16 protein-coding genes are annotated in these 12,731 nt (G+C 36.9%); 11 read left to right on the top strand and 5 right to left on the bottom strand.

The window, feature by feature from the left end; genetic code table 11:
- Positions 1 to 11: 11 nt before the first annotated feature.
- The 5 genes from BZK14_RS08100 to ubiD form a co-directional block, all read right to left on the bottom strand.
- Positions 12 to 566, bottom strand: a complete 555-nt coding sequence (locus BZK14_RS08100) for a hypoxanthine-guanine phosphoribosyltransferase (RefSeq protein ID WP_077926010.1) — start codon at positions 564 to 566, stop codon at positions 12 to 14.
- 31 nt (positions 567 to 597) lie between these two features.
- On the bottom strand, positions 598 to 1,875 hold the full coding sequence (gene hemA, locus BZK14_RS08095) for a glutamyl-tRNA reductase (RefSeq protein WP_077926009.1): 1,278 nt from the start codon (positions 1,873 to 1,875) through the stop codon (positions 598 to 600).
- 86 nt (positions 1,876 to 1,961) lie between these two features.
- Positions 1,962 to 3,059, bottom strand: coding sequence for a glycosyltransferase (locus tag BZK14_RS08090; protein WP_077926008.1), 1,098 nt, complete (start codon positions 3,057 to 3,059; stop codon positions 1,962 to 1,964).
- Positions 3,060 to 3,065: 6 nt separating this feature from the next.
- Positions 3,066 to 3,542: a Slp family lipoprotein gene (locus BZK14_RS08085; protein WP_077926007.1), complete on the bottom strand. Its 477-nt coding sequence runs from the start codon at positions 3,540 to 3,542 to the stop codon at positions 3,066 to 3,068.
- 55 nt (positions 3,543 to 3,597) lie between these two features.
- A complete protein-coding gene (gene ubiD, locus BZK14_RS08080; protein ID WP_077926006.1) occupies positions 3,598 to 5,070 on the bottom strand; it encodes a 4-hydroxy-3-polyprenylbenzoate decarboxylase in 1,473 nt (490 codons plus the stop codon).
- Positions 5,071 to 5,179: 109 nt separating this feature from the next.
- Here ubiD and BZK14_RS08075 point away from each other — a divergent pair, with 109 nt between their 5' ends.
- The 11 genes from BZK14_RS08075 to BZK14_RS08025 all read left to right on the top strand — a co-directional run.
- The gene (locus BZK14_RS08075; RefSeq protein WP_077926005.1) at positions 5,180 to 5,788 is read left to right on the top strand and encodes an LOG family protein; all 609 of its coding nucleotides are present in this window, start codon (positions 5,180 to 5,182) and stop codon (positions 5,786 to 5,788) included.
- A gap of 85 nt (positions 5,789 to 5,873) precedes the next feature.
- Complete coding sequence (gene sodC / locus BZK14_RS08070) at positions 5,874 to 6,401, top strand: superoxide dismutase family protein (RefSeq protein ID WP_077926004.1); 528 nt, start codon at positions 5,874 to 5,876, stop codon at positions 6,399 to 6,401.
- Positions 6,402 to 6,477: 76 nt separating this feature from the next.
- The gene (gene orn / locus BZK14_RS08065) at positions 6,478 to 7,017 is read left to right on the top strand and encodes an oligoribonuclease (protein ID WP_077926003.1); all 540 of its coding nucleotides are present in this window, start codon (positions 6,478 to 6,480) and stop codon (positions 7,015 to 7,017) included.
- Positions 7,014 to 7,514: a phosphatidylglycerophosphatase A family protein gene (locus BZK14_RS08060; protein WP_281249112.1), complete on the top strand. Its 501-nt coding sequence runs from the start codon at positions 7,014 to 7,016 to the stop codon at positions 7,512 to 7,514. The genes orn and BZK14_RS08060 overlap by 4 nt, the downstream gene beginning before the upstream one ends.
- A 76-nt stretch (positions 7,515 to 7,590) precedes the next feature.
- Positions 7,591 to 8,085, top strand: a complete 495-nt coding sequence (locus tag BZK14_RS08055; protein ID WP_077926002.1) for a thermonuclease family protein — start codon at positions 7,591 to 7,593, stop codon at positions 8,083 to 8,085.
- Between the two features lie 56 nt (positions 8,086 to 8,141).
- Complete coding sequence (locus tag BZK14_RS08050; protein WP_077926001.1) at positions 8,142 to 8,777, top strand: PH domain-containing protein; 636 nt, start codon at positions 8,142 to 8,144, stop codon at positions 8,775 to 8,777.
- A complete protein-coding gene (locus tag BZK14_RS08045) occupies positions 8,758 to 9,873 on the top strand; it encodes an ABC transporter permease (RefSeq protein ID WP_077926030.1) in 1,116 nt (371 codons plus the stop codon). Before BZK14_RS08050 ends, BZK14_RS08045 begins: the two co-directional genes overlap by 20 nt.
- A complete protein-coding gene (locus tag BZK14_RS08040) occupies positions 9,873 to 10,661 on the top strand; it encodes an ABC transporter ATP-binding protein (protein ID WP_077926000.1) in 789 nt (262 codons plus the stop codon). Before BZK14_RS08045 ends, BZK14_RS08040 begins: the two co-directional genes overlap by 1 nt.
- Positions 10,651 to 11,592, top strand: a complete 942-nt coding sequence (locus tag BZK14_RS08035) for an MlaD family protein (protein ID WP_077925999.1) — start codon at positions 10,651 to 10,653, stop codon at positions 11,590 to 11,592. Before BZK14_RS08040 ends, BZK14_RS08035 begins: the two co-directional genes overlap by 11 nt.
- Positions 11,593 to 11,601: 9 nt before the next feature.
- Positions 11,602 to 12,189, top strand: coding sequence for an ABC-type transport auxiliary lipoprotein family protein (locus BZK14_RS08030; RefSeq protein WP_077925998.1), 588 nt, complete (start codon positions 11,602 to 11,604; stop codon positions 12,187 to 12,189).
- Between the two features lie 11 nt (positions 12,190 to 12,200).
- The coding region (locus BZK14_RS08025) for a DUF4743 domain-containing protein (RefSeq protein WP_143691412.1) at positions 12,201 to 12,731 on the top strand (531 nt) is incomplete at its 3' end.

Below are 12,731 nucleotides of genomic sequence, written 5' to 3'. Positions count from 1 at the left end.
CTTGAGATGATTTACGATTCATTTAAAGCCCAGATGCTACCAAGATTTCGCCAATATTCATTACAATCCATACCACAGCCGAATACATAACGATCAGGCACATCTAATCCAATATAATCTACCTTAAAATCTTTAGGTTTGCGATCATGTACTTTATTAAATAATGTCGCGGTATAAACTTTTGTTGCGCCCATATCCACTAAAGCTTTAGTGATAGCTTCTAGTGTAGTGCCTTCATCAAAAATATCATCCACTAATAATACAGGTCGCCCTTCTACAGGAATGCTTGGTTGGGCAACCCAATGCAGATCACCACCTGTAGTTTCACCACGATAGCGAGTTGCGTGTAAATAACCAATTCTAAATGGAAAATTTAAACGAGAAAGGAGAAGGCCGCCAGGAATTAACGCGCCATTCATAACCACTAAAACGACAGGATCTAAATCTGATAAGTCATGCTTGATGACTACAGCCATTTCATCCAATGCAGTTTCGACCGCTTTGGCAGAAATAATTTCTTCAGAATTGGCTAAGATTTGTTGAGCCTTATTGTCGGGATTTGACATGATATTACCTATTTAGATGATTAAACTTAACTTAATGAGATGTGCGTTTCTTCTCAGGTGTGTATTGAGCGAGAATTCTATTAACCATGTCAGAATTTCCTTCCTGTTCAAGTTCTTTGAGAAGGGAGATTAATGGATGGAGAATTCGATTACCCATTTGTGAAACCACTTGATCAATAACAGCATCAATTTCATGTTGATCTTGATGATTAACTAATTGTCGTGCTTTACGTAGGGTTGTATTTTTTTGCTCATCAACAAAATGGAAGATGGTTTGTAGATGTACAGAGAGGTCAGCAAGTTGCAACCAATCTTCCCATTCAGAAACGCTTTGCTGAACATAAGCCTCAGCCTCTTTGGCAGCGGCTTCTCTAGATTGATAATTTTTTTCGACAATATTATTTAAATCATCGATGCTATAATGATAAATATCATCAAGCTCATTAACATTTGCATCAATATCTCTCGGGACAGCGATGTCCACCATCAAAATGGGTTTGTTTCGACGAGCTTTTAATGCATTGCTAGCCATTTCTTTTGAGATTAAAGAAAATGGTGCGCCTGTTGAAGAGATGACAATATCAGCATTTTTTAATAATTCTGGTAATTCATTGAGTTCATGTATGGATGCTGGAATAGCTAATCTGCTGCCCATCTCATGGGCGCGGCTTTGTGTTCTATTGGCAATTGCAATAGATTTAACATTGGCTTCAATGAGATGTTCCGCGACAAGTTCTATAGTTTCACCTGCGCCAACTAGTAAAGCGTTTTGCTCAGAAATATCAAAAATTTGTTTGGCCAGTTGTACAGAGGTATAAGCAACTGAAATAGTGTAGGCACCAATATTTGTTTCTGTACGGATCCGTTTAGCTGTTTGGAAGGCTAACTGGAATAAACGATGTAAGGTTTTACATAAAGCTTTGGTTTGATGCGATAAGTCGAATGCTGTACGCAGTTGACCCATAATTTGGGGCTCACCTAAAATTAGTGAGTCTAAACCTGCTGTAACACGGAGCAAATGGGAGATAGCCTCATTATTTCTATAACAATAATGATATTTTTGAATATTATCAATAGAAATTCTAGCGTGAGCCTCCCATAAAGCAAAAAACTCTTCTAGGGAAATATTTAAGCCATCTAAATAAAATTCTGTTCTGTTGCACGTTGAAAGAATGACAGCACCATTCGTCCACTCATTATCTTTGAGGGCTTGTAAGAATGCTGGGACTTTTTCAGGCAATACGGAAGCTTGCTCACGAATTTCAACGGAAGCTGCTTTGTGATTAATGCCGATAGCTATTACTGTCATGGGTGGTTAAATAATAGAAATAATGAATTCATAAAAGTGGGATATATTAGCAAATTTTAAGCACTTCTACATCTAAAAGAGCAATATCATTTGAATGACTCATAAAGTGATTTGAGTTTTGCTTGACTTTGCTCAATGGTATCACTGATTGGATGGATCTGTTTTTCTTCTTTTGGAATAGAGAGTTCGCGTAAAACAGCATCATGTAATTCAGATAAATTATTGGGTGTAATTTTACCTTCAGGATAAAACCGTTGTAAGTTTTCACCTACACCACCATAATTAAAACCCACTACAGGTGTTTTGCAGGCGAGTGATTCGATAACTGTTCGGCCATAAGATTCTGGTTTAGATGTGATAGATAATGTTAAATCTGCTAAACGATAAATTGAAGCCATATCATCGCAAGTGCCCAACCATAAGATTTGTTTTTCTAATTGTAATTCAGTAATGCGATTTTGCATAGATTGATAAAATTCTTCATTGCGTTTGTCGTATCCACCAACAATCACTGCTTTGATATTGCTATGATTCTCATCTTTGAGTTGTTTCATTAAATCAATCAGTAGTGAGATGCCTTTAATGCGCGTGATTCTTCCAGGTAGAAGAATGATTTGATCGTACTCAAAATTGACACCTAGTTCAATCATTTGTTGGCGAATGGAATTATTGATAGGGGCATTTGCATTGAATTTATTTGAATCAATGCCTTGAGAAATGACTAATACATTATCCACAGGTTCTTGTGGATAAGCTTGTGATAGATATTTTTTTAAAGATTCTGAAACAGCAATCACTTGATCAGCGTGGAGCATTTGCTGGCTATAACGGTTAATAGAGTTAAAACCATGTACGGTTGTGATAACTGTGGGGCGATAAGAAAGCTTTTTCAACGCAAAAGTGATAAGCCATGCTTGTAAGCGTGAGTGCACATGAATGATATCTGGATGAATATTTTCAATGAGTTTTCTGAGTTTTCTGATCTGCATGAGTGATCGGAGATTTTTCTTCTCAATTGGTAATTCATAGTGTTGTGAGTCATTTTGGATAAGTTCTGGCACTAATCGACCACCTGCGGAAATGACAAAGTTTTCAGCATATTGGGCAATGTACTGAGAATTTTCTAAAACATAATATTCCACGCCACCTTGGTTCATGGCAGGAAGAATTTGTAATATTTTCATAAAGTTTTATTCAACCTTATATGTGTAGCCATAACGTTCTTTATTATTGGGATCAAACATTGGTTTAGTTGTTCTCCAAATTCTATGTTGTGTTGCGGTAATCATAATAATTTTAGTATTACCATAGCGTGTCATTTCAGCCATGTCAGTAATTGAGCCGATTGCAGAGATGCGTACATTTTGTAATTGCTCAGCAGGAATATGATCAGCGATATTGATGATCACACGTTCACTCATATTGCCGCGAATAGATGGTGCATCTTGATCATTGAGAGGTGCGTTAGCGATCTCAATTTGAGTGCCATTTGCTGTTTGGTTATAGGAAATGATAGGGCCACCAACGATGATAGTTTTACCCAATGCAGCAGAAGGCGATTGAAGTGCTTCTTGATACGTAATGGCATTTTGTGCTTGATCGCCAAATGTTGATGCGCACGCTGTCAATAGTAAAGTTAAAGGTAATATTTTTAATAGTTTTGTCATAGAAAGACCTGCATTTTAGATGAGGGTTGTTTGGGTATATGAATAATAAGAAGGGTTATCTATCATAGCCATATTCTTTTAATATTTTTGTCATTTTATCAATAACTTCTTTATCCATCTCAATGGGAATGCCCCATTCACGATCGGTTTCACCCGGCCACTTGTTAGTGGCGTCCATGCCCATTTTTGAGCCTAAGCCAGAAACAGGGGATGCGAAATCTAGATAGTCAATTGGCGTATTATCAATCATCACAGTATCACGAGATGGATCCATTCTAGTTGTGATTGCCCAAATGACATCATTCCAATCGCGACAATTGACATCTTCATCCACAATGATTACGAATTTTGTGTACATGAATTGGCGGAGGAAGGACCAAACGCCTAACATTAAGCGTTTTGCATGACCAGGATATTGTTTTTTCATGGAAACAACAGCCATGCGATAAGAGCAACCTTCAGGTGGTAAATAGAAATCAACAATTTCAGGGAATTGCTTTTTAATGATCGGTACAAATACTTCATTCAAAGCAACACCAAGCATTGCAGGTTCATCTGGCGGGCGACCTGTATAGGTTGAATGATAAATAGGATTTTGGCGGTGTGTAATGCGCTCAACTGTCATCACAGGGAAGGTATCTACTTCATTGTAGTAACCAGTGTGATCACCATAAGGCCCTTCAGGTGCCATATCATCAGGATAAATGTGACCTTCTAGTATGATTTCAGCATATGCTGGCACTGTTAATTCATCAGAGATTAATGATTTTGCAACGTGCGTTTTTTTACCGCGCAATAAACCTGCGAAAGCATATTCAGATAATGTATCAGGGATAGGGGTCACTGCTGCAATAATCGTTGCAGGATCAGCGCCTAATGCAACGGCAACAGGAAAAGGTTTGCCAGGATTTTTTAATTGGAATTCACGAAAATCTAAAGCACCACCACGATGGGCCAACCAACGCATAATGATGCGATTTTTGCCAATCACTTGCTGGCGGTAAATGCCAATGTTTTGGCGTTTTTTATGTGGGCCTTTTGTGATGGTTAATCCCCAAGTGATCAAAGGGGCTGCATCTAAAGGCCAACATTTTTGAATTGGTAATTTGCTTAAATCTACATCATCTTTTTCAATCACAACATCGCGGCAAGCAGGTGATGATGTGACTTTAGATTTCATCGCCAATACTTTTTTGAAGATTGGGAATTGTTTGATCATGGAACGCAAACTTTCAGGCGGATTGGGTTCTTTTAAGAATGCTAAGAGTTCACCAATTTCGCGTAATTTTGCAGGATCAGTTTCGCCAATTGCCAGTGCGACGCGTTCAGGTGTGCCAAAAAGATTGGTCAAAACAGGAATAGAATGATTTTTAGGGTTTTCAAATAAAAGGGCAGGGCCTTGTTGTCTTAAAACATGATCTGAAAACTCTGTCATTTCAAGATTGGTATCAATCTCATGGGAAATTTTTTGTAATTTACCATTTTTTTCTAAATAATCGATAAATTCTCGTAAATCTTGAAATTGCATGACGATCAATCCAATCCAAAAAAGCTGATTATAACATTAATAAAAATGCTTCTGTTATAATTCCCCACTTAACAATGAATGATGATATTTAAAAGCAAAAGAGGATGATATGTTGTGGGATGTGAATCAAATTGATCATGAATTAAAGCAGGCAGAAGAAACATTACATGATTTAGGAACAGCGGTAACAATTTTTGGTTCAGCAAGAATTCCAGAGGATGATTACTATTATCAAGCAACAGTGGAAGTCGCACAAAAAATTGCAGAATCAGGCTTTGTAATTATTTCAGGTGGTGGGCCAGGCATTATGGCTGCTGCGAATCAAGGTGCTATACAAGGCAGGGCTGAATCAGTTGGCTTAAATATTGTTTTGCCACGAGAGCAACATCCGAATCCGTATCAAACAAAATCTTTGAAATTTTCTCAGTTTATTCCAAGGAAGCTTACTTTTTTTAATTACTCATCTGCATTTATCTGTATGCCCGGTGGTTTTGGTACGTTGGATGAACTATTTGAAGTGTTAACATTAATTCAAACGGGTAAGTTAAAACGTTCACCAGTAATTTTATTTGATCATGATTTCTGGGCACAGTTATTTACTTGGTTTAAAACATCATTGATGGATAAAAAATTGATCAGTGCAGATACTTTTGATTGGGTTTATATCGTAAATTCATCAGATGAAGTGATGGATATTTTGAAAAAACATAATGTATAAATTCGTTTCTATGATGATTTAATGCTACTGTAATTGTGTTGTACAAAATTATTTCTCAATAAAAAATAATAAGAGGATGGTTAGTATGAAAAAAATTGTTTTAGCATTGTCTTTGTCTGCATTGTTTGTATCTTCTGCATTTGCTGAAGTTGTGACGGTTGATATGAATATTGTTACGAATGATGGTATTGCAGAAAAAATTGGGACGGTTGAATTACAAGATACAGAATATGGTGTTGTGTTAACTCCTAATTTAACCAATTTAACACCAGGTGTGCATGGTTTTCATGTGCATGCTAACCCCAGTTGTGATAATACTGCGCCTGATGGTACAAAAGGTCCTGCTTTAGCAGCAGGTGGGCATTTTGATCCTGCTGATACTAAAAAGCATGGAGCGCCATGGGGTGATGGGCATTTAGGCGATTTACCACCATTACATGTTGTGGCAGATGGTACTGCAACAACTGCTGTTTTAGCACCTCGTATTAAATCGGTAGCTGATATTAAAGATCGTGCAATTATGGTTCACGTTCATGGTGATAATTTTTCCGATGATCCAGTACCATTAGGTGGTGGCGGTGCAAGGATGGCTTGTGGGGTCATTCCTAAATAGTAATTAAAATCAGTGAAATACAAATAAAGGGACATCGTGATAGAATGTCCCTTTATTTTTTTAAGGTGATTTAGCAATGCAAGCAAGTGATCGTTATTTGTTTTGGATCGATTTAGAAATGACAGGATTGGATGAAACTTGTGATCATATTATTGAGATTGCTTCCATCGTGACAGATAGTGATTTAAATATTATTGCAGAGGGCCCTGTGATCGCTATCCATCAACCTCAGTCTGTTTTAGATTTAATGGATGATTGGAATCAAAATACTCATGGGCAGTCAGGTTTAATTGATCGCATTAAAACGAGCCAGATTGATTTAGCAAAAGCAGAGCAGATGACTTTTGAGTTTTTATCTCAATGGATTATTGAAAAAAGTTCACCATTGTGTGGTAACAGTATTGGCACAGATCGACGTTTCTTAAAAAAGTATATGCCATTGGTGGATAATTATTTACACTATCGCAATGTGGATGTGAGTTCATTTAAAGAGATGATTAAGCGTTGGTACCCTGAAGGCGAAGCATACGCTAAGCAAAATACTCATCAAGCTTTGGATGATATTCGTGAATCTATTGGTGAATTAAAATTCTATCGTGAGCACTATATAAAATGATGAAAGATAAACATGATCATAATGTGAAAATTACCATTAAAACACCCATGCAGTTTTTTGCATCAGGTTTTGGTTCAGGTTGTGCGCCAGTTGCGCCCGGAACTTTTGGGACGGTTGCGTCCATTCCTGTTTGGATGCTATTAAGTTTTCTTTCACCGATTCCTTACATTATTGTCGTTATTGCGACCTTTTTATTGGGTTGGTATGTGAGCGAAAAGGCTAGCCAAGAACTCGGTGTGCATGATCATGGCGGTATAGTGATTGATGAATTTGTTGGCTTTTTTATCACAATGTTTCTTGTGCCATTGTCATGGGTAAATATCTTATTGGGATTTATTTTATTTAGAATCTTTGATGTTATTAAGCCATGGCCGATTAAAACTATTGATCGTAAAGTTAAAGGTGGCTTTGGTATTATGATTGATGACGTCTTTGCAGGTATTATGGCATTGATCTGTTTGCATGTAGTTTTATGGGGATTTAATTATCTCGTTTAGGGAACGATTTCAAAAATATTTTGCTTGGTGGGTCAAAAAAGCTTGTCAATCTTCTCGTTGGCTCAATAGCGTCGTTGTGATTGGTTTGTGCATAGGTTTATTTTGTATCGCAACATTGTATAAAACGCCTCAAAGTCGTTATGATCAATCTAGTTTTTCATATTATCCAATTGAATTGATGTGTGATGTTATCAAAATTATAGATGGTGATACGCTTTTGCTTCAATGTCCAAATGTGACAGGTAACATTAAAAAAACATTACGTATGATTCGCCTTTGGGGTATAGATGCACCCGAAAGAAAGCAAGGAGAGTGGGGGAATCATGCAACTAAAATGCTGAAAAACCTGATAGGTAAAAATAGATTAATTAAAGTTCAAATTATAGAGCAAGATCGTTATCAGCGCATGGTTGGAAAGCTGTACCTGAACGATTTAGATATTGGTTTGGAAATGGTGAAACAAGGAGTTGTCTCTGTATATCATCATTATAATCATGATGAAGTCTATATAAATGCAGAGAAAAAAGCTAGAATATCCCGCTTAGGTATTTGGAGTGTTTCTGGGGCGTAGCAGAATCCTGCGCGTTGGCGACAATTTAACCCATAAATAATTATATTGGACGACACATGTTATTCATTAGAAAAGATGATGGCTTGGCAAATAATGAGGAAGTTGTACTACAACAATACACCCACTGGTGGATTTTTGTTGTGCCTATCATGATATTGTTATTTGGTTTTTACTTATGGTTAAAGGCTGTTTCTAAAGGATCATTTTCTTTGTATTCTTTGTTGATGATTGATGAGCCTAAAACTGTGGCAAATACGATTTCTTACCAGATACAATCTTATATTTATCAGCTATCTATCTTGATTAAAAATAATATGCCAAATGTTATTTATGAATTTTTGAGTCAAACAAGATTACATCCGCGAAAATGGTTAAGCCAGATAATTATTTTTTATGCATTGTACCGTTTAATTCGTGCTACGCTTACTTTCATAACAACACAATTAGTAGTAACTAATCAGCGTGTGATGATTCGAACAGGTTTATTTAAGCCACAAATAGTGGAGTTTCCTCGCATGCATATAGATGCTTTTCATATTAAAAAAGGTCTTTTGAGTCAGTTTTTGGATGTGGGAACATTGATTATTCAGGCTTCTGGTGGATTAACAGCGAAATTACCAGCGATTAAAGCGCCAGAAGAGTTAACAACACACGTGATTGAGAGTGATGACTATGATGTTAACACAAGATAAAAATCAACTGATATTGCAAGGCGATTGGACAATTGCAAATATTCCTGTGATTGAGAAATCGATTGCCAAGGTAGATTTTCATAATTTAGATATGAATCAAATTGTGGAAATCAATGGCCATGGATTGACATCGCTAGATACAAGTGGTGCTTTTTGGCTAGGTAAACTTGCAACACAGATTCAGAGCCAAGAAGGGCGTATGAACCTGGCGCAATTTAGCGAAGAATTTTCAACCTTGATTCGTTTTATTTCAGATCGAATGGAAAATTTTAAGGCTGATGTCCCTGAGCAAAAAGTTAAGGATGATATCTTTACTAAGGTTGGAAAACGCACGTATAAGGCTAAGGATCAACTTTATAGCTTCTTTGAATTTATTGGTGAGGTTTCATTTGCAGTTACACGTAATGTTCTTAATCCTTGGAAAATCCGCTGGGGCACAATGTGGTCTAATGTGCAAACTGGAGGTGTTCAAGCATTATTTATCATTGGTTTATTGAATTTTCTGATTGGAATTGTTATTGCATACCAAGGTGGTGCTTTATTGATTCAATATGGTGCGAATATTTTTGTTGTAGAGCTCATTTCTATTTCAATGTTAAGAGAATTAGCGCCATTGATGACAGCCATTATTGTTGCAGGCCGAACAGGATCAGCGATAGCAGCACAAATAGGCACAATGGTTGTTAATGAGGAAGTGGATGCATTAAAAACTATTGGCATCAGTCCTCTAGATCAATTAGTCGTCCCAAAAACTTTTGCATTGATTATTTCTTTGCCATTTTTGACAATATTTGCAGATATTTGCAGTGTATTTGGTGGTATGGTGTTGGCTCAATCGTACTTGGATGTTTCTTTTGCTACTTTTTTAGATCGTATTCCGCAAGTGATGACAGTGAATACTTTTTTAGTTGGTTTAGCAAAGGCACCACTATTTGCAATTATTATCTCATTGACTGGTTGTTATCAAGGGTTTAGAGTGAGCGGCGGTGCTGATAGTGTTGGGCAACAAACAACCATATCAGTTGTACAGTCGATCTTTTTAGTGATCATTTGTGATGCGATTTTTTCAATTATTACAAGGAATATACCGATCTAATGACAACGATGACAGATAAATCTAATATCGCGATTGAGATCGAGCATTTGTATAATCGCTTTGGCAGGCATTCAGTGCATGAAGATCTTAATATGCTGGTACAAAAAGGTGAATTGGTAGCACTTGTTGGTGGTTCTGGTGCTGGCAAAACAACGCTATTGCGTGCCATTATTATGCTGCTTAGACCTTATTCTGGGCAGGTGTATATGTTTGGGCAGCCAGTTTGGGGAATTTCCAATAAGGAGCAAATGGAACTGCGTAAAGGGTTTGGAATGTTATTTCAAAGTGGTGCGTTGTTTAGCTCTCTAACGGTGTTAGAAAATGTTATGGTGCCAATGAAGGAACATTTAAATTTGTCAGCTTCAGAAATGAAGGAGCTTGCAGAATTAAAAATTATTTTATCTGGTTTGCCACCGCATGCTGCTAATTTATATCCACGTGAGTTATCAGGTGGGATGATTAAAAGAGCTTCTTTGGCGCGAGCTTTGGCCTTAGATCCTCAATTATTATTTTTAGATGAACCTACGGCAGGTTTAGATCCTGTTGGTGCGGGGGAATTTGATGATTTAATGAATCAATTGAAAGAATCATTGTCATTGACGATTATGATGGTGACACATGATTTAGATTCATTATGGGCAACAACAGATAAGGTTGCTTTTTTAGGTGAAAAGAAGATTTTGGCATATAAGCCAATAGGGGAGCTGGTGAAAGATCCACATCCATTAATTCAACACTATTTTCAAGGTCCTAGAGGCCGAGCGACAGAGGGAACTTATGGAAAATAAATTTAGCTTTGCAGCTGTCGGTGTTTTTGTCGTGGGATTTTCGATCACACTATTGGCAATGATTGTATGGCTGACTGTAGGGGCGGAGAAAGCCACCTATTTACCTTATAGGGTAGTAACAACTGAGTCTGTTTCAGGTTTGGCAGTTAATTCTACCGTTGATTATAAAGGTGTGGATGTTGGTATTGTAAAATCAATACAGCTTAACGAACTAGATCCACGCTATGTTATTATTTCATTGGATATTATTGAAGGAACACCCATTAAGGCTGATACAGAGGCTGTATTAACTAGCAGAGGTATTACAGGTTTAGTCGGTGTAAGTTTAAGTGGTGGTACGGAATCTGCGCCTAATGTTGTGCCGACAGATAATAATCCAATTCCTGAGATTAATAATGGTCCTTCGCTTGCACGTCGGTTAGATATAGCATTTAACGATATTACTAATTCATTAACTGGTGTGACTCGTAAATTAGATTTAATTGTTACAGAACAAAATGCAACGCGTTTTAGTAATATTTTAGAAAATGTTGATGTATTGACTGCTAATTTAGTCACAAGTTCTGAAGATGTTAAAGTGATTACAAAAGATGCTGCAAAATTAATGAATGCTTTAGAACCTAAGTTAGATCGTGCCTTAGCTGCAATTGATTCATTTGGTGATGTTGCTGAGAATGTTAAACAGGCATCAGAAGGATTAAATACTACATTATCCAATGCTGATGTGACTTTGAAAGCATGGGGAAATACGGCTGTTGAATGGGAAAAATTTGGTAAGTCCATTCGTACGCAGATTCCTAATTTAAATTCTACGTTTGTTGAAGTGAATAGCATTTTATATCAAATGTCGTTATTAATTAATCAGCTCAATAATCAGCCAAATGCATTGATTATGGGTAAGTCTAAGCCGAAACGTGGGCCAGGAGAATAAGGAGGTCACATGAAGATAAAGTTGATGAGCCTTGCAGCAGTTGCTGTGATGGTTGTGGGATGCCAATCGGCACCTTATAAAACACAATATACATTGGCAACAGATACTGTCAGTGAAGCCGTACCAACTATGCGGACTAAACCTTATGCTATTTTGGTGGATGATGTTAAAACATTAGCATCTGGTCGTGATGTTGATATGACATATTCTCGAACAGCCAATGTTATTGAATCATATACTCAAAGCCAATGGGCTAAGCCACCTAAGCAGCAAATTCAAGTAGCAATAGTTAATGCTTTGATTGCATCTCATGGTTATCGTGATGTATTAAGTGCACCAACGGCAATTAGTAGTCAATATAAAATTGATACAACAATTCAGAAAATGCAGCAATATTTTGATGGTAATCAAGGATATGTTGAGCTAAGTTTAATGGTGCGTTTGCTAAATAGCTCAACGAATCAAGTTGTTTTTTCAAAAATATACTCAGCAAAAGAACCTGTTGATAGTTTAAATGCACAAGGTGGCGTGGAAGCGTATAATCAAGCATTGAAACGCTTATTACCTGATATGATTAGAGATATCCATAAACGCTAGAATAGGTTCATATGACTTATAGACATTTAATTGAGGCGCTTCCAGCGCCTAATTTTTTTGGTTACACGCCATTATCTTTTCAAGAAGAACAAATTGGGTATATTGATCAGCAATATATTTCATTATTAGATGAGTTCCCAAAAATCTTTCAATTTGTATTGGGGAATCGTATTGGCATGTTTTCACAAGAATTTGTGGAGATGAGTGTGAGTTCTCGTTCTCATGCATTGGCAGATGTTAGTCAATTTTTAAATGATAGTGGTGTAATTTATAATTGGCGAGATGAATTATTTTCCATCTATGCAGATGCTGAACGTACAGAAGAATTATTTAGAATCGAGCGTGGTGTTTTGCCCATTTTTGGTTTTCAAGCTCATGGCGTACATTTAAATGGTTATACAATGATCAATGGTGAGCCATATATTTGGATTGCACAGCGTTCTAAGCAGAGAAAAGTTGCACCTTTAAAATACGATCAAATGGTTGCAGGTGGTTTGCCTTCAGATTTATCTTTGATGGATAATGTATGTAAAGAAGCTGAT

Origin of the sequence: Wohlfahrtiimonas larvae, from assembly GCF_002006755.1 — a bacterium.
In the GTDB taxonomy this organism is placed as follows: domain Bacteria; phylum Pseudomonadota; class Gammaproteobacteria; order Cardiobacteriales; family Wohlfahrtiimonadaceae; genus Wohlfahrtiimonas; species Wohlfahrtiimonas larvae.
Note: the sequence above shows the minus strand (reverse complement) of the source record. Positions and strands in the feature narration are given on the sequence as shown.